A 16,429-nucleotide genomic window follows, 5' to 3' on the forward strand; every position below is an offset into this window, starting at 1 on the left:
GTTTTCACATTGCCACCGCTACCCGGTGTTCCAAGGCTGGAAATTGTCGTCTGATCTGCGTGAGCCGTTCCAGGTCGAATTCGGCCCACACCACTCCCGGCCCGTGCGGCAACCGGTGCAAAATCTCACCCCACGGATCGACGATCACACTGTCGCCGTGGGTTTCCCGACCGTTGGCATGAAACCCGCCTTGAGCCGCGGCCACCACGTAGCACTGATTCTCGATAGCCCGCGTTCTGAGCAGCGTTTCCCAGTGCGCCTTGCCGGTGGCGGCGGTGAACGCCGCCGGCAGCACGGCAATCGTCATGCCCTGCTCGACCATGGCGCGAAACTGCTCTGGAAACCGTAGATCGTAACACACCGCCAATCCTAACCGGCCCAGCGGGGTATCGGCGACCACATAACGCGCGCCCGGTTCGATGGTGGCCGATTCGGCGTAGCGCTCCGCACTGCCGACGACGCAAACGTCGAACAAGTGCACCTTATCGTAACGGGCCACTTGCCGGCCTCGATCATCGAACAACAGACAAGCCGCCCGCACCCGCCGTTCGTCGTCGCCAGCCCGCAGCGGAATCGTACCGCCGACCAGCCACAAACCGTGGCGGGCGGCCTGCTCGGCCAGAAACGCCTGGATCGGCCCGTCGCCTTCGCGCTCGCGCGCCGCCAGCTTGTCGCTTTCCCGGCGGCCCATCAGGGCAAAATTTTCCGGCAATACCGCCAATCGCGCGCCATTGGCGGCGGCTCGGGCAAGCAGTTCGGCGGCGGCCGCCAAATTTTCGGCGACGCCGGGTCCGGAAACCATTTGGACGGCGGCCAGAATCGGCATGATTTTAACCTCTCAATGATCGCTGGCGAACCCTTCCGCTTGAGCGGGAGCGGGTGATTGTTGCAAAGACTCCATCACCGGATTGTCCCAGGAGCCCTTCAAGGCGTAGCGATAGCGCGTGGCGTGTTCGATATCTTTTTGCAGCAAGCGTTCGGCGACGAACACCGCCGCGCCGACCACCGGCCCACCGGCGATCGCCCCGGCCACCGGCAGCGTGCCGCCAAAATTGGGCACCACCGTGACGATCTGATCGAAATCACGCGCTTGCAGTCCGATCCGGCCCCAGATTTCGATGCGCGCCGACGGGGCTTCAACCACCAAATTTTCGGTGCGGGCATTACCGTGTTTGAAGGCGAACTCGCCCGAAATGCGGTCGAATCCCATGCCCGGCTGGAACAGGTCGCTGAAATCGAAGTTGAGCCGGCGGGTCAGATTTTGCACGTTCAACATGCCGATCAGCCGCCCCAAGCCAGGCTTGATATCGCGCAACTGTCCCGGACCGACTTGCAGTTTCAAGGTGCCGTCGAGCTGTTCCAGCGCAAAATCGGGCAACCCCGCTTTCCATTCGACCGCCAAATCGGCTTCGGTTTCGCCGCGCTCGACGCCGCTGCCCGGATAGCCGAAGGCCGCCAGCGTTTCTCCCAGCGACCGACCGCGCAACGCGGCGTTGAGTTTGGACTGTTGGCCCGCGCCGCTCGACCACCAGTCGCCGCTGGCTTCGATGCGCTGGCTTTCGGCGTCCAAGCGGATTTCCGGCAAGCGGATGCCGTCCGGGCGCGGCAGCGCGCTCACCCGCAACCGGCCCAACGCCGCCTCGCCGACCCGCAAATCCGCCACGTTCAGCACCAGCGGCGGCAACTGCCGGGGGTCCACCTCGGCCGAGCTGTCGCGCTGGTCCGGGCGCTCGACCGACGGACCGACGAACAGGCGTTGCCAGTCGGCTCGCACCGGACGCTGCGGGGTCGGTTCATCAGGCAGGGTAATCCGCCCGGACAAGCGCTCTCCCTCGCAATCGATCGTCAGGCCGTCTTGCTGCCGCTTGGCCTGTACCGTGACCTGAGAGAAAGAGCGTCCGCCGAGAACCAGCTCGCCGATGCGGGCCTCGACGCCGCGCAAGAAGCGCCAAGCGCCAGCGGTCGGTTTGGAGCCCGACGCCTTGGCTGATCCCGCGCGCCGCTTGGCGGGCGCGTTGCCGGCGGGCGGCTTTAAAGCCGCCCGGCCGGCGGGAAGCTGTGGGCTCCAGCGCGGCAGATCGGCCACCACCGTCAGCCCCGGCCCATCCGGTAGCGTCGCCGCGCCGGCGTTGACGCGCAGTTCGCCGCGCTCGAAGCGCGGCTGGCGCGGAAAATCGCCCAATTCCAGCGCGGCCCGCACCAGCGGTCCGTATTCCAGTCCGGCCTTCAAGGTCGTTCCCGCCACGGAAGGTTGCACGCCGAGCTTGAATTGCCGGGTTTCGGCGGCGGTCTTGCCCAGCGGGGCAGGAAGATAGACGGCGGTGCCGCGCAAGTTCGAGGCGAGTTCCAAGGCGAAAGCCGGCGCGTTCGGCCGCTCCAGGCGCTGGGTCGGAATGGTCAGCACCGCCTCCCACTCGCTCTTGCCGTTGAGATAAGTCTCCAGCAGGGCGGCCGGCTCATCCAGCAAGGCTTGTAGCGCCAGGCGGCTTCGCAGGTGCGCCTGCAAATCGCGCTGGCCTTCGCGACCGATCAAGGCTAGATCGAGCTGGATCGGCTGGCCCTGCAACAGCGCCTGGACGTTTTTCGCCTCCAAACCGGCTTCCGTAAACCGCACCGCACCGCGCAGCCGGTCGAGGTCGATGTTCCAGGCGGTCAGACCGATCGTGTTATCCTGCAAGTTGACTTGGCCTCGCACCTCACCGGGACGGGAATCCAAGGGAAGGGTCAACTGCAAATCAAGCGTGGTGTCCCCGCGGATGCGCAAGGCCGGCAAATCCTCACCCAGCGCGCGGCCCGCCGGGCTGTCCGCCAACACCTGCCACATGCTGGCGCCGCTCCCCTTGACCCGTCCTTTAGCCTCGATGACCACCTTGTCCAAATCATCGATTCTGACCGCGGCGTTTTCCACCGTGCCATCCGCCAAGCGGCCGGCTTCCGCCTCAACCCGCAAACTGCGATTGCGGAACGTCACTGTGGCCCGTCCCTGTTCGAACCGCGGCCAACCGGGCATGTAATCCAGTATGGCGTTTTCGACTCGAAAGCGCGTCTCGAACAATCCCTCACCGCCGTCGAAGGGGAAGCGAGCGGGTGGACCCCGGAACACCACATCCCCGGACAGCACCCGGCCACCGACCAGCGCCCGGTCCAGCCACGCCACCGCCTTGGGCGGAATCACGGCCACCGGCAAGTAGCGCTTTGCCTGATCGCCTCGGACCTCCCAATACTGACCTTTGATATCCAATAAGGGTTTGTCGGCGTCGGGCAAAAGCACGCTGCCCCAAAACCGGCCGTTGAGATCGGCGTTGGCCACCGCCAAGCCGTCGCTTTCCAGACGCAAACCGGAATCGGAGCGCCACCAGTCCACTGCGCCGGTCATGGTAGTGAGGGCGAGCGGCGCGCGGAACAGGCCCGCGGTATCCACGCGCACCCGGCGGCTGTCCAGTTCGAGCCGGCCGCCTGCCGCGCCAAACTTCAGGACGCCGCTCACGCCGTCGAACCCCGGCAATTTTCGAACCGATTGAAACCCCACGTCGCGCAATTGCACGGTCGCATAGTAATCGGCAAGCGCGGCGTCCGCCTGGAACGCGAGTTCCGGCAGTTCGCCGCGCACCTCCAGCGGAATCAGCCAGCGGCGGGCCGGTTCGTCCAGCCAAGGCGTGGCCCAGGCCAGTACGTCCTGAGCCTGCACAGCGAGCGCCCTGCCCTGCCATCCCAACGCGGTCCGGTTCAGTTCGAAGCTCGGCTGGCGGATGCTCTGGCCTTTATCGTCGCCAAGGCGGAGCTGGCCTTGCAATTGCCAACCGTCGTCCTGACGCCGCCAGTCGAAGCGCGCTTCACTGTCGCTCCAGCGGGCCAGCCACGTTTTCAGCAAGGCGGCGCGCGGGTCCGCTGTTAACGCCGCCTGTTTCAGCCGCACGCGGCCATCGAACCGGGACGGTCGCCAGTCTCGCCAATCGCCGCTGAGTTCCAAGGCCGCCTGACCGGCGTCAAAGGTCAGCGGCAACGGCCAGCCGGCCAATTCGAGCCGGTCGGCGCGCAACAGGAAGGTGCCTTGCTCGGTTCCGGGAGCGCTCGCCGGAGCGGCGGCGCGCTCGATCTCCAACTGAAGCCGCTCGCCGGAGCCGGCCGGCAGTTCGGCCGCGAAGGTCAAGCGCTGGCCGGTCGGAATTTGCTGGAGTTGCAGGTAAGGATGTTCGAGCTGCACGCCGACCCCGTCGGGCCGGCGCACGGCCAGTTGCTCGCCGACGATCTCCAGCCTGGGCAAGGAGAACAGCCAGCGCCCGAATTCTGGCAGCGCTGTCGCGGTTCGCGCATCGCCGGCGACCTCCAGCAGGCGCGGCGCTCCGTCCGGCCCCTGTTCCAACGTCAGATTGACGCCCTCCAGCCGGACCCGGTTTAGCACCGGCCGCCATTCTCGCAGCGAGCGCCACAAATCCAGCGCGATCACCGCTCGGGAAAAATGGGCTAACGTGGCATCCCGGCCGGGGTCTTGCAGGCTGATGTCCCGCAGCCGCAGGCCGAGCCGCCAGCCGTCCCGAACCGCCGTCAACCCTTCGATCCGTACCGGCGCTCGCAGATAATCGCTCAGCGCGCCCGCCAGATCGTCGCGGTAACCATCGAGACGCGGCAGCACCCACCACTGCGCGTATCCGGCCAACAGCAGCGCCGGCAACAAGAGCGCCAGTAACAGCCGGCGCGTCCAACGCAGCAAACGGCGCGGCATACCGTGTGGATGCCACATCACATCAACACCACGTCGTATTGTTCGCGGGTATACAAGGCTTCCGCTTGAAACTTGATCGGGATGCCGATGAACGCTTCCAGTTGCGCCACGCTGTGCGATTCTTGATCCAGCATCGCATCCACCACGTCCGGCGCGGCCAGCACCACGAACTGACGCGGCGAATACTGGCGAGTTTCGCGCAACAGCTCGCGAAAGATTTCGTAGCAGATGGTTTCGGCGGTCTTGATCGAGCCCCGACCGTCGCACAACGGGCAGGGTTCGCACAGGACTTGCTCCAGGCTCTCGCGGGTGCGCTTGCGAGTCATTTCCACCAGACCCAGCGGCGATACCTGGGAGATGTGGCTCTTGGCGCGATCCTTCTCCAGATGTTTCTCCAGGGCTTTCAATACCGCCTGCTGGTGTTCCTCGCTGGCCATGTCGATGAAATCGAGGATGATGATGCCGCCCAGATTGCGCAGCCGCAGCTGGCGGGCGATGGCGGCGGCGGCTTCCAGATTGGTCTTAAAGATGGTTTCTTCCAAGTTGCGATGGCCGACGTAAGCGCCGGTGTTGACGTCGATGGTGGTCATCGCTTCGGTCTGATCGACGATCAGATAACCGCCGGATTTGAGCGGCACTTTTTTGCCCAGCGCCCGCTGGATTTCATCCTCGATCCCGTACAGTTCGAAGATCGGCCGCTCGCCGGGATAGTGTTCGAGCCGGGGCACCATCTCCGGCACGAACTTGTCGGCGAATTCCAACATGCGCTGGCACGTCTCGCGTGAGTCGATGCGGACTTTTTCCACGCTGTCGCCGACGAAATCGCGCAGCACCCGCAGCACCAGCGGCAAATCCTCATACAGCGCGGCGCTGCCGCCCGTTTGCGCGATGCGTTCCTGAATGGAGCGCCACAAGCGCTGCAAGAACTGCATGTCGGCCCGCAGCGCCCAGGACTCCGCGCCTTCGGCGGCGGTGCGCACGATGTAGCCCCCGCCGAATTCGGTGCGAAAGGCGTTGACCACTTCCTTCAAGCGCTGCCGCTCGCGCTCGCCGTCGATCTTGACCGAAACACCCGCGACATCGGAATCGGCCAAAAACACCAGAAAGCGGGACGGCAAGGTGATGTGCGTGGTCAGCCGCGCTCCCTTGGTGCCGATGGGGTCCTTGATGACCTGCACCACCCGCTCTTGACCTTCGCGCACCAGCTCGGTGATGAGCGGAAGCCGTTCGCCGTTGGAACCGCCGGCGCCGTTGGCGGTGTCGGCAAAGGATTCAGACCGGATGTCGGACACATGCAAAAAGGCGGCCCGGTCCAGTCCGATATCCACGAACGCCGCTTCCATGCCGGGCAAGACCCGTGCGACGCGACCCTTGTAGATGTTGCCGACCAAGCCGCGCTTGTCGGCCCGTTCGATCAGGATCTCTTGTAAGACGCCGTTCTCGACCACGGCGACCCGGTTTTCCCGTGGCGTGACGTTGATCAGGATTTCGTCGCCGGTGCCGCCTTCGGCGCGCGTGCTCATACGGTGGTCATCCCTGTCAGAAGGTTGATGGAGGTTAAAGGGAAAATCCGAACTCACGCAGCAGTTCGGCGGTCTCGAACAGCGGCAGCCCCATGACCCCGGAATAGCTGCCGCGCAACTCCGCGATGAAGGCCGCCGCCCGGCCTTGGATGCCATAGCCGCCGGCCTTGTCCGCCGGTTCGCCGCTGGCCCAATAGGCCGCGCGTTCCGCCGGGGACAGGTCACGGAAGCGGACCCGGCTTTCCTGTACTTTGACCGCGTGTCGCCTCGGGGTTGCCAGGGACACCGCGCTCAGCACCGCATGTTCGCGGCCGGACAACAAAGCCAACATCGCCAATCCTTCGTCCCGGTCGCGGGGTTTGCCGAGAATCGCGCCATCCACCACCACCGCGGTGTCCGCGCCCAGCACCGGCCAACCCGTACTCCGGCGCCGGATCGCTTCGACCCCCGCTCGGGCTTTGGCCACCGCCAGCCGGGCCACATAGGCGGCGGGCGGCTCGTCGGGCAGCGGCGTTTCGTCCACCGCGACCGGCAGCCGTCGGTAGCCGACCCCGATCTGGCGCAGCAGTTCGCGGCGGCGGGGCGAGCCGGAAGCGAGATAGATTCGGGCAACCCGCATGTCAGGCGCGGTGATAGGGATGGTTGTGCAACAAACTCCACGCCCGATAAAGCTGCTCGGCCACCACCACCCGCACTAGCGCATGTGGCAAGGTCAGGCGCGACAGCGACCACAAACGCTCGGCGCGAGCGCGGCACGAGGCATCCAGACCGTCGGGACCACCGACCAACAGGCTCAGATCGCGACCGTCTTGCAACCAGCCGCCCAGTTGTTCGGCCAGCTCCGCCGTGGTCCACGCCTGCCCGCGTTCGTCCAACGCGATGGGGCGGCAGTTGGTCGGGATCGCCGCTGTCAGGCGTTCGCCTTCCTCGCGGATCGCTCGGCTGCTATCGGCGTTCGGCCCGCGCTTGCCGGCGGGAATTTCGACCAGCCGCAACGCGCACTCGCGCGGCAAGCGTCCCGCATATTCGGCGTACCCGGTCTTGACCCAGCCCGGCATTCGAGTGCCGACGGCGAGCAAATGAATCTTCATGTCCTCAAAGGAATAATTCAGCCGCCCGCTGCTTGGCTGCCGCTGGCGCGGTCGCGCATCGACCACAGCTTTTCCAGATTATAGAAATCGCGGGTCTGCGGCAGCATGACATGAACGATGATGTCGTTCAGATCCACCAGCACCCATTCGGCTTCCCGTTCGCCCTCGACACCCAACGGCTTGACCCCGGCCTGGCCGGCTTTCTCGATCACCTTGTCGGCCACCGCCTTGACGTGGCGGGTGGAAGTGCCGCTGGCGACGATCATCAGATCGGTGAAGCTGGCGACGCCGCGCACGTCCAGAATCTTGATGTCCTGCGCTTTCAGTTCTTCCAGGGCATCGACGACGATTTTCTGCAAGGCTTCGAATTGCATGGTATCTGGTCTTTCCTCACCGGTTGGGCGTGATAGTGGCGGGAGCGGTCGACGGGCGGTACAGCTCCTGATACTGAATGTAACCCAGCACGGCTTCCGGCAATAAATAGCGGACCGACTGACCGCGCGCGAGCAAATCGCGAATCTGGGTGGCGGAAATAGCGAGCTGGGTGACCGGTTGCACCAGGATGGACCCGGCCGGTCGCCGGTGCAGCACCCGCGCGTTATCGACCCGACGCGCGGCGGCAAAAGCGTCCAATGCCGGCGGCAAAACCAGCGGCGCGCCCGGACGCTGCATGACCGCTATATGAGCGAAATCGGTCAGCGCCTGCCAGCGGTGCCACGTCGTCAATGCTTGGAAAGCGTCGCTGCCGAGGATCAGACACAAGGGCGTATCCCCGAGTTCCTGGCGCAAGGCAACCAGCGTGTCCACCATGTAGGACGGCCCCGCCCGGCGCAGTTCCCGCCCGTCGGCGACGAAGCCCGGCTGCCCGATGATCGCCAGTCGCACCAATTCCAAGCGCTGCTCGGCGGTGATCGACGGCGCGCCGCGATGGGCGGGAATCCGACAGGGAATGAAACGAACTTCGCTCAACTCCAGCGTTTCCAGCAATTCCAGCGCCGGCCGCAAATGGCCGTAATGAATGGGATCGAAGGTGCCGCCCAGAACACCGACCGGACCCGACGCCGGACCCATCAAGCCCGCCTCCGGTTCGGCTGAGCGAGCCTCCCCGTCATGGCGTTAGCCGCGCAAATGACCATCGCCCAACACCACGAACTTCTGGGTGGTCAAGCCCTCGATGCCGACCGGTCCCCGCGCGTGCAGCTTGTCGGTGCTGATGCCGATTTCGGCACCCAGCCCATACTCGCCGCCGTCGGCGAACCGGGTCGAGGCGTTCACCATCACCGAACTGGAATCGACCTCGCGCAAAAAGCGCCGCGCCCGGCCGTAGTCCTCGGTGACGATGGCGTCGGTGTGGGCGGAGCCGTAAGTGGCGATGTGGTCCATGGCCTCGTCCATGTCCTTCACCACCCGGACCGCCAGAATGGGCGCGAGATATTCGGCGTACCAATCGTCCTCGGTGGCGATCTTGACGCTGGGTATCAAATCGCGGACACGGGCGCAGCCGCGCAATTCCACGCCGGCGTCCTGATACTTCCGGCCCAGCAGCGGCAAGATGCGTTCGGCGATGCCTTCCGCCACCAACAGGGTTTCCATGGTATTGCAGGTGCCATAGCGCTGGGTCTTGGCGTTGTAGGCCACCGCGACCGCTTTGTCGAAGTCGGCGCGGTCGTCGATATAGACGTGGCAAACGCCGTCGAGGTGCTTGATCACCGGCACTCGCGCCTCGCGGCTGATCCGCTCGATCAGACTCTTGCCACCGCGCGGCACGATCACGTCGACATACTCCGCCAAGCGGATCAGTTCGCCGACGGCGGCGCGGTCGGCGGTGTCGATCACCTGCACCGCATCGCTTGGCAAGTGCGCGGCGGCCAAGCCCTGCTGGATGCAGGCGGCGATGGCGCGATTGGAGTTCAGCGCTTCGGAGCCGCCGCGCAGGATGGCGGCGTTGCCGGCTTTCAGACACAAGGCGGCGGCGTCGGCGGTGACGTTCGGGCGCGATTCGTAAATGATCCCGATGACGCCCAGCGGCACCCGCATCCGACCAACCTGAATCCCCGACGGCCGGTACTTGAGATCGGTGATTTCACCGACTGGATCGGCCTGGGCGGCGACTTCCCGCAAGCCTTGCGCCATGCCGCGAATGCCCTTGGGCGTCAGTTCCAGCCGGTCCAGCAAGGCCGGCTCCAGACCGGCGGCCCGTCCGGCGTCCATGTCCAGTTGATTGGCGGCGCGCAAGCGCTCCTCGGCCGCTTCCAGCGCCTCGGCGACGGCATACAAGGCAGCGTCCTTGCTCCTCGTCTCGGCGCGACCGACGAGGCGCGAGGCGGCGCGAGCGCGCTGGCCGACCTCGGTCATGTAGCGCGTGATGGCGTTGGCGGTATCCGCGTTGCTATTCATCATAACGACAGCCACTCGGTGGCCGACGCGACACGTCACGCCGGCGATGATCGTCAAATCTGTTCGGGCAACAACTCAAGGCCCGCCAGCCGCAAGCCGTTGGCCAGTAGGCCCTCCCAGACCGAACCCGGTTCGACGCCTTTGACGGTTCGGTCGGTCTTGGCGCAGTCGCGCAGCAACCGCCGGCAGTCCGCCAAGCTCAACCGTTGCAAGGCCTGACGGAGCAGCGGCTTGCGCTTCTCCCAGACTTTTTGCTCGGCCAGCGCCGCGTCCAACACGTGTCCCCGCTCGCAGGCAAAGGCCAGCGCCGCCAGCCGGCGCACTTCCTGGTGTAGCGCCCAGTTGACCAGCACCGGTTCGATGCCTTCGTCGCGCAGCCCGTTCAGAATCCGCGCCACCCGTTCCGGTTGTCCGAGCAAGGCGGCGTCCACAAAATCATAGATGCTGTAGCGGGCGCTGTCGCCAACCGTCGCCAACACGGCCGGCACGTTCAATTCCCGGCCATCCGCCAACAGCGCCAGCTTTTCGATATCCTGAGCGGCGGCGAGCAGGTTGCCTTCGACCCGCTCGGCCAGTAACGCTACCGCGTCCGAGGTGGGATTAAGACCGCGTTCCCTGAGCCGGCGTTCGATCCAGCCCGGCAATTGGCGCGGTTCCACCGGCAAAGCGGCCACCACCACGCCGGCCCCGTCCAGCGCCGCGAACCAACGGCTTTTTTGGGTATTCCAGTCCAGCTTGCCAGCGGTGATCAGCAATACGGCATCTTCGGCCGGGCGTTCGGCATAATCGCTCAAGGCCCGCGCGCCGGCATCGCCCGGCTTGGCGTTACCCAGCCGCACTTCCAACAGGCGTCGGTCGGCGAACAACGAGGGACTGGCGGCCCGTTGGGCCAAGGCGCTCCAATCGAAGCTGGCTTCCACCGTCAGGCATTCCCGTTCGGTGTAGCCCCGCTCCCGCGCGGCGGCGCGGATGGCGTCGGCCGCTTCCAGCGCCTGCAACGGCTCCTCGCCGAACACCAAATACAACCGCGCCAAATTTTTGCGCAGATGCCCGGTCAGTTGGTCGGGACGCAACCTCAAGACTTGACCGCCTGCAAGCGGCGGAGGATTTGCCAGGCCATCTCTTCGGCCATGTTGTCCGTCAGGGATTCCTGGGCCGCCTCGAAGCCGAGCACCCGGTTTTCGTCGAACAGCACGGCACGGTTGGCGCTGACGCCCTCGGCCCCGATCAGAACTCGGCCGCCGCTCAGCTTGACATCATAAACGGCGCTGTAGACGAGCGAATATTCGCGTTTGACATCGAAACGGTCGGCGGCCATGGTGCGCCGGCCGCCGCCTTCGTTCAGGATGGTGATGATCGCCGTCGCCTGGGTCGGATCGCGGGTGACGGTGACGCCATTGCTCGCCAGCACCGTCGGGAGCTTGCGGCCGAGCACGCCCGGCGGCATCCCGATGCCTTGCTGGCTCTGAACGTAGATCACTCGTAGTTCCGGCGTCAGTTCCGCCTGACCGCGCAGGTGAAATCCACAGCCGGCCAGCAGCAGTACGCTCAATCCCAAGGCGGTTGTATTTAGCCAACGCATGACAGCACCTCAACACACCAAGTTGACCAGCTTGCCCGGCACCACCACGATCTTGCGCACCGGCTTGCCTTCGACGAAGCGCCGCACGTTGGGGTCGGCTTGGGCGGCCTGTTCGATAGCGCCGCGCCCGGCATCGACCGGCACTTCGATCTGGCCGCGCAGCTTGCCGTTGACTTGCACCACCAGCGTCACCAGCGACCGCGCCAAGGCCGCCCCGTCGGGTTTCGGCCATGCGGCGCTCAACACATCCTCGCCATAGTCCAACTCGCGCCATAAGGTGTGAGTGATGTGCGGCACGATCGGCGACAGCAGGCGCAGCAGCAGGCTCAACCCCTCGCGGCGCACCGCATCGGCCGCCGCGTCGCTCGCCTCGATCCGCGCCAGCGCGTTCAGCATCTTCATGCCGCCGGAGACGACGGTGTTGAACTGATGGCGGCCGAAGTCGAACAAGGCTTGCCGCAGCGCCTCGTGAATGTCGCGGCGCACGGCGCGCAGCGGCTCGTCCAGCCCGGCCGGATTCGGCTCGCCGGCGGCGCGGATCGCGTCCTGCTGCTCGGCGGCGTAAACCCACAGCCGCCGCAAGAAACGATAGGCCCCGGCCACGCCGGTATCCGACCATTCCAACGCCTGTTCCGGCGGCGCGGCGAACATCATGAACAGCCGGGCGGTGTCGGCCCCGTACTGCTCGATCAGGGTCTGCGGGTCCACGCCGTTCTTGCGGGACTTGGACATGGTGCCGATGCCGCCATATTCCACCGGCTGGCCATCCGCAACGGCGACAACGTTCGCCACCCGCCCTTGCTCGTCGCGAGTCATCTCGACATCGCCCGGCGGATAGTAGCCGATGCCGCCTTTTTCACCCTTGCGGAAAAAGATGTGATTCAACACCATGCCCTGGGTCAGCAAATTGGCGAACGGCTCGGAGACCTTGGTCAGACCCAGATCGCGCATGACCTTGGTCCAGAAGCGGGAATACAACAGGTGCAGGATGGCGTGTTCGATCCCGCCGATATATTGATCGACCGGCATCCAGTAATCCGCCCGCGCGTCCACCATCGCCTTCGCGCCCGGCGTGCCGTAGCGGAAGAAATACCAGGACGAATCCACGAAAGTGTCCATGGTGTCGGTCTCGCGCCGGGCCGGCTGGCCGCACTGCGGGCAGGGGCAATGCAGGAATTCGAGATACTTGTTGAGCGGATTGCCGGAACCGTCCGGCACCAGATGCTCCGGCAATACCACCGGCAACTGCTCGTCTCGTACCGGCACCGCGCCGCAGGCGCCGCAGTGCACGATGGGAATGGGCGTACCCCAATAGCGTTGCCGGGAAATGCCCCAATCGCGCAACCGCCAGATCACCTTCTTCTCGCCTAAATCCCTAAGGCTTAAATCGGAGGCGATGGCATCCACCGCCCGCTCGAAATCGAGACCGTCGTAGTGGCCGGAATTGATGCAGACGCCATGCTCGGCGTAAGCGTCGCGCCACGGCGCGGGGGTTTCGTCGCCGGCGCTGGTGCGGATCACCGGCTTGACCGGCAAGCCGTATTGACGGGCGAAAGCGAAATCGCGTTCGTCGTGAGCGGGAACGGCCATCACCGCACCGTCGCCGTAGCCCATCAGCACGTAGTTGGCGACCCACAGCGGCAGCGGCTCGTCGGTGAGCGGATGAGTGACGGTCAAGCCGGTCGGCATCCCTTTCTTTTCCTGGGTCGCCAGTTCGGCCTCGGTCACGCCGCCGCGCCGGCATTCCTCGATGAAGGCAGCCAATGCGGGATTGTTTTGCGCGGCGTGCAGCGCCAGCGGATGCTCGGCGGCGATCGCGACATAGGTCGCGCCCAGCAGCGTATCGGCGCGGGTGGTAAACACCCAGAGCACCTCGGCGTCATCCTCATGGGCCGCCTTTCCATGGGCGGCGGGAAGCCGATAGGGAAAACCGATCCGCACGCCGTGGCTCTTGCCGATCCAGTTTTTCTGCATCAGCTTGACCTGCTCCGGCCAGCCGGGCAGCGTGTCGAGCGCCGTCAGCAACTCCTCGGCATAGCGGGTGATCGCCATGTAATACATCGGGATTTCGCGCTTTTCAACCAGCGCGCCGGTGCGCCAGCCGCGTCCGTCGATGACCTGTTCGTTGGCCAGCACGGTCTGATCCACCGGGTCCCAGTTGACCACGCCGGTCTTGAGGTAAACGATGCCTTGTTCCAGCATCCGCAAGAACAGCCATTGATTCCAGCGGTAATAGTCCGGCTGACAAGTCGCCAGTTCGCGGTCCCAATCCAGCCCAAACCCCAGCGACTGAAGCTGTTTCTTCATGTAGGCGATGTTGTCGTAAGTCCATTGCGCCGGCGCGACGCCGCCGGCCATCGCGGCATTTTCGGCGGGCAGGCCGAACGCGTCCCAGCCCATCGGCTGCAACACGTTCTTGCCCAGCATCCGTTGGTAACGGGTCATTACGTCGCCGATGGTGTAGTTGCGAACATGGCCCATGTGCAGCCGTCCGCTGGGGTACGGGAACATGCACAGACAATAATATTTCTCGCGGCCCGGCTCTTCGCGCACGGCGAAGGTCCGCTGCTCGTTCCAATAACGTTGCGCTTCCGCTTCAATGACTTGCGGATTGTAAGACTCGGCGATCACGACGGTTCCCCGGCTTCAAAACGAAGTGCGGTAAGATAACATAACTTTAAATCGCACTGGCGCGCACCCAACCGCAAACGAGGTCTTTCACCCGTGAACGAGCAACCTTCAAGACGCCCTACCCTCAGCTACCGCGACGCCGGCGTGGACATCGACGCCGGCAACCGGCTGGTGGATCGGATCAAGCCGCACGCCCGCCGTACCGCGCGGCCCGGCGTGCTGGGTGGCCTGGGCGGCTTCGGGGCGCTGTTCGAGCTGCCGTTGGATCGCTATCGTCAGCCGGTGCTGGTCTCCGGCACCGACGGCGTCGGCACCAAGTTGAAGCTGGCGCTGGAGCTAAACCGCCACGACACCATCGGCATCGATCTGGTGGCGATGTGCGTCAACGACGTGCTGGTGGTCGGGGCCGAACCACTGTTCTTTCTGGATTATTACGCCACCGGTAAGCTGGAGGTCGAGGTCGCGGCGACCGTCATCAAAGGTATCGCCGACGGCTGCCAACAGGCCGGCGCGGCGCTGGTGGGCGGGGAAACCGCCGAAATGCCGGGGCTGTATCAGGCGGGCGATTACGATCTGGCGGGCTTCTGCGTCGGGGTGGTCGAAAAGGCCAAGATCATCGACCCCAGCCGGGTTCGAGTCGGCGATGTGCTGCTCGGGCTGGCATCCTCCGGCCCGCATTCTAACGGTTACTCACTGATCCGCAAGATTCTAGCCATCAGTAACGCGGGTTTCGACCAGCCGCTGGCCGGCTCTACTCTCGGCGATGCTTTGCTGGCCCCGACCCGCATCTATGTCAAACCGATCCTGCAACTGCTGGAACAGGTGGAGGTTCACGCCATCGCCCACATCACCGGCGGCGGCTTGACCGAGAATCTACCTCGGGTGTTGCCGGCCGACACCAAGGCAACGATCAACGTCGCCAACTGGCAACGGCCGGCCGTTTTTCAATGGTTGCAGCAACGCGGTAACGTACTCGATGCCGAAATGTGGCGCACCTTCAACTGCGGGGTCGGGCTGGTGGTTTGCGTCGCGCCAGAGGTCGCTGATACCGCGCTGACGTTATTGCGCGGCGCGGGCGAAACGGTGTGGCGGCTGGGGGAAATCACCGCTGGCGAGGGCGAGCCCGCCGTGGAGTTTTACCCGTGAACGAGTTCCGAAAAATCCGGCTGGTGGTGCTGATTTCCGGCCGGGGCAGCAACCTGCAAGCCATTTTGGATCAAGCCGCCAGCGGCGAGCTGCCGGTGGAAATCGCCGCCGTCATCAGTAACCGCCCCGGCGTGCAAGGCCTGGAACGGGCGCGGGAGTCGAGAGTGACGGCGTTGGCGCTGGATCACAAACAGTTTCCCGACCGACCGACATTCGAAGCGGCTCTCATCGAATCGATCGACCGCCATGAACCGGATTTGGTGGTTCTGGCGGGCTTCATGCGGGTGTTTACGCCTGACTTCACCGAACATTATCGGGGCCGACTGCTCAACATTCACCCCTCTTTGTTACCGAAGTTCCGGGGCTTGCACACCCACCAACGGGCTATCGCCGCCGGTGAAACCGAACACGGGGCCAGCATCCATTTCGTCACCGCCGAGCTGGACGGCGGCCCGGTCATCGTCCAGGCGCGGGTGCCCGTATTGCCGGCGGACGATCCCGACACTCTGGCGGCGCGGGTGCTGGAACAGGAACATCGCCTGTATCCGCAAGCGATTCGCTGGTTTGCGCAAGGACGGCTAAGGCTGGATGGGGAACGGGTGCTGTTCGATGGTCAAGCGTTGGATAAGCCGCTGCGGTTGGAGACTGTGCTCAACGCTTTTTAGCCAGCCGCTCATCGTCCCCGATCCGGCTCGGGGTCGGACCGCTTTGATCCTTGTATTTGGCGTCCTGCCGCTTGGAATAGGGTCTGATGGCCGGACCGGTCAAGGTCTCGAAACTGATCGCGCAAATGGCCATGCCGGGCCGCAAAGCCAGCGGCAACTTGCCGCTGTTGTAACACTCCAGCACGATAGCCCCGCTCCAGCCGGGGTCGATGCGATGCGCGGTGACATGCACCATCAGCCCTAACCGAGCCAAGCTAGAGCGCCCGTCCAGCCAGCCGACCAGATCGTCCGGCACGGTGATGGTCTCGGCGGTGGCGGCCAGCGCCAGTTCGCCGGGATGGATGAAGAACGCTTCATCAGAAGCGATTTTGATTTCCTTGCTCATGATGCGGTTGATCGCCTGATCCACCGCCTCCCGAGGGCCGCTGAGATCGATGTAAGGCGCGGCATGATCGTTGAAGACTCGGAACCGGCCACCCAAATGCAAATCCACGCTCACGCCGTTGATCCGACTGGAGGCCGGACGCGGCTCGATGCGGATTTTGCCTTCAGCCAGACAACGCTCGATGTCGCGATCGCACAAGCGCACGCATTTTTCTCCTGCTTGAAATGAAAGCGCGGCCAAAGGCCGCGCGCTCTAGATCACGCCTCAGCGCACCCGATGGCAGCTA

14 protein-coding genes are annotated in these 16,429 nt (G+C 64.8%); 2 read left to right on the forward strand and 12 right to left on the reverse strand.

Translation table 11 applies throughout. The features are described 5' to 3' along the window. Positions 1-4: 4 nt before the first annotated feature. From IPK09_06995 to IPK09_07045, 11 genes are read right to left on the reverse strand one after another with little or no spacing between them, the layout of a single operon-like run. The gene (locus tag IPK09_06995; GenBank protein ID MBK7983359.1) at positions 5-826 is read right to left on the reverse strand and encodes a carbon-nitrogen hydrolase family protein; all 822 of its coding nucleotides are present in this window, start codon (positions 824-826) and stop codon (positions 5-7) included. Positions 827-838: 12 nt separating this feature from the next. Beyond that, positions 839-4,741 carry a TIGR02099 family protein gene (locus IPK09_07000; GenBank protein MBK7983360.1) on the reverse strand — a complete coding sequence of 1,301 codons (3,903 nt, stop codon included), beginning with the start codon at positions 4,739-4,741 and terminating at the stop codon, positions 839-841. Next, on the reverse strand, positions 4,741-6,246 hold the full coding sequence (rng, locus tag IPK09_07005) for a ribonuclease G (GenBank protein MBK7983361.1): 1,506 nt from the start codon (positions 6,244-6,246) through the stop codon (positions 4,741-4,743). The genes IPK09_07000 and rng overlap by 1 nt, the downstream gene beginning before the upstream one ends. 34 nt (positions 6,247-6,280) lie before the next feature. Beyond that, positions 6,281-6,865, reverse strand: a complete 585-nt coding sequence (gene maf / locus IPK09_07010) for a septum formation inhibitor Maf (GenBank protein MBK7983362.1) — start codon at positions 6,863-6,865, stop codon at positions 6,281-6,283. 1 nt (position 6,866) lies between these two features. Beyond that, positions 6,867-7,337, reverse strand: a complete 471-nt coding sequence (gene rlmH / locus IPK09_07015; GenBank protein MBK7983363.1) for a 23S rRNA (pseudouridine(1915)-N(3))-methyltransferase RlmH — start codon at positions 7,335-7,337, stop codon at positions 6,867-6,869. Between the two features lie 17 nt (positions 7,338-7,354). Further along, on the reverse strand, positions 7,355-7,711 hold the full coding sequence (gene rsfS, locus IPK09_07020; protein MBK7983364.1) for a ribosome silencing factor: 357 nt from the start codon (positions 7,709-7,711) through the stop codon (positions 7,355-7,357). A 16-nt stretch (positions 7,712-7,727) separates the two neighbouring features. Continuing rightward, a complete protein-coding gene (gene nadD, locus IPK09_07025) occupies positions 7,728-8,408 on the reverse strand; it encodes a nicotinate-nucleotide adenylyltransferase (GenBank protein ID MBK7983365.1) in 681 nt (226 codons plus the stop codon). Positions 8,409-8,453: 45 nt separating this feature from the next. Next, positions 8,454-9,734: a glutamate-5-semialdehyde dehydrogenase gene (locus IPK09_07030; protein MBK7983366.1), complete on the reverse strand. Its 1,281-nt coding sequence runs from the start codon at positions 9,732-9,734 to the stop codon at positions 8,454-8,456. 53 nt (positions 9,735-9,787) lie between these two features. Further along, positions 9,788-10,813, reverse strand: coding sequence for a DNA polymerase III subunit delta (locus IPK09_07035; GenBank protein ID MBK7983367.1), 1,026 nt, complete (start codon positions 10,811-10,813; stop codon positions 9,788-9,790). Beyond that, complete coding sequence (locus tag IPK09_07040) at positions 10,810-11,316, reverse strand: hypothetical protein (GenBank protein ID MBK7983368.1); 507 nt, start codon at positions 11,314-11,316, stop codon at positions 10,810-10,812. The genes IPK09_07035 and IPK09_07040 overlap by 4 nt, the downstream gene beginning before the upstream one ends. Before the next feature lie 9 nt (positions 11,317-11,325). Beyond that, positions 11,326-13,944: a leucine--tRNA ligase gene (locus IPK09_07045; protein ID MBK7983369.1), complete on the reverse strand. Its 2,619-nt coding sequence runs from the start codon at positions 13,942-13,944 to the stop codon at positions 11,326-11,328. A 96-nt stretch (positions 13,945-14,040) separates the two neighbouring features. Here IPK09_07045 and purM point away from each other — a divergent pair, with 96 nt between their 5' ends. Then, positions 14,041-15,093 (forward strand): phosphoribosylformylglycinamidine cyclo-ligase, encoded by a 1,053-nt coding sequence (gene purM / locus IPK09_07050; protein MBK7983370.1) that lies wholly within the window; start codon positions 14,041-14,043, stop codon positions 15,091-15,093. Beyond that, the gene (gene purN / locus IPK09_07055; GenBank protein ID MBK7983371.1) at positions 15,090-15,758 is read left to right on the forward strand and encodes a phosphoribosylglycinamide formyltransferase; all 669 of its coding nucleotides are present in this window, start codon (positions 15,090-15,092) and stop codon (positions 15,756-15,758) included. The genes purM and purN overlap by 4 nt, the downstream gene beginning before the upstream one ends. On the opposite strand, the gene dcd is transcribed toward purN, so the two are convergent. Continuing rightward, complete coding sequence (gene dcd, locus IPK09_07060) at positions 15,745-16,347, reverse strand: dCTP deaminase (protein MBK7983372.1); 603 nt, start codon at positions 16,345-16,347, stop codon at positions 15,745-15,747. The genes purN and dcd overlap by 14 nt on opposite strands. Positions 16,348-16,429 lie beyond the last annotated feature (82 nt).

The organism is Candidatus Competibacteraceae bacterium, from assembly GCA_016713505.1.
Lineage (GTDB): Bacteria > Pseudomonadota > Gammaproteobacteria > Competibacterales > Competibacteraceae > Competibacter_A.

What these genes read in the sequence shown, in the direction of transcription:
- IPK09_06995 (MBK7983359.1), bottom strand. Translation starts at nt 826, where the DNA reads ATGCCGATTCTGGCCGCCGTCCAAATGGTTTCCGGACCCGGCGTCGCC.
- IPK09_07000 (MBK7983360.1), bottom strand. Translation starts at nt 4,741, where the DNA reads ATGTGGCATCCACACGGTATGCCGCGCCGTTTGCTGCGTTGGACGCGC.
- rng (MBK7983361.1), bottom strand. Translation starts at nt 6,246, where the DNA reads ATGAGCACGCGCGCCGAAGGCGGCACCGGCGACGAAATCCTGATCAAC.
- maf (MBK7983362.1), bottom strand. Translation starts at nt 6,865, where the DNA reads ATGCGGGTTGCCCGAATCTATCTCGCTTCCGGCTCGCCCCGCCGCCGC.
- rlmH (MBK7983363.1), bottom strand. Translation starts at nt 7,337, where the DNA reads ATGAAGATTCATTTGCTCGCCGTCGGCACTCGAATGCCGGGCTGGGTC.
- rsfS (MBK7983364.1), bottom strand. Translation starts at nt 7,711, where the DNA reads ATGCAATTCGAAGCCTTGCAGAAAATCGTCGTCGATGCCCTGGAAGAA.
- nadD (MBK7983365.1), bottom strand. Translation starts at nt 8,408, where the DNA reads ATGGGTCCGGCGTCGGGTCCGGTCGGTGTTCTGGGCGGCACCTTCGAT.
- IPK09_07030 (MBK7983366.1), bottom strand. Translation starts at nt 9,734, where the DNA reads ATGAATAGCAACGCGGATACCGCCAACGCCATCACGCGCTACATGACC.
- IPK09_07040 (MBK7983368.1), bottom strand. Translation starts at nt 11,316, where the DNA reads ATGCGTTGGCTAAATACAACCGCCTTGGGATTGAGCGTACTGCTGCTG.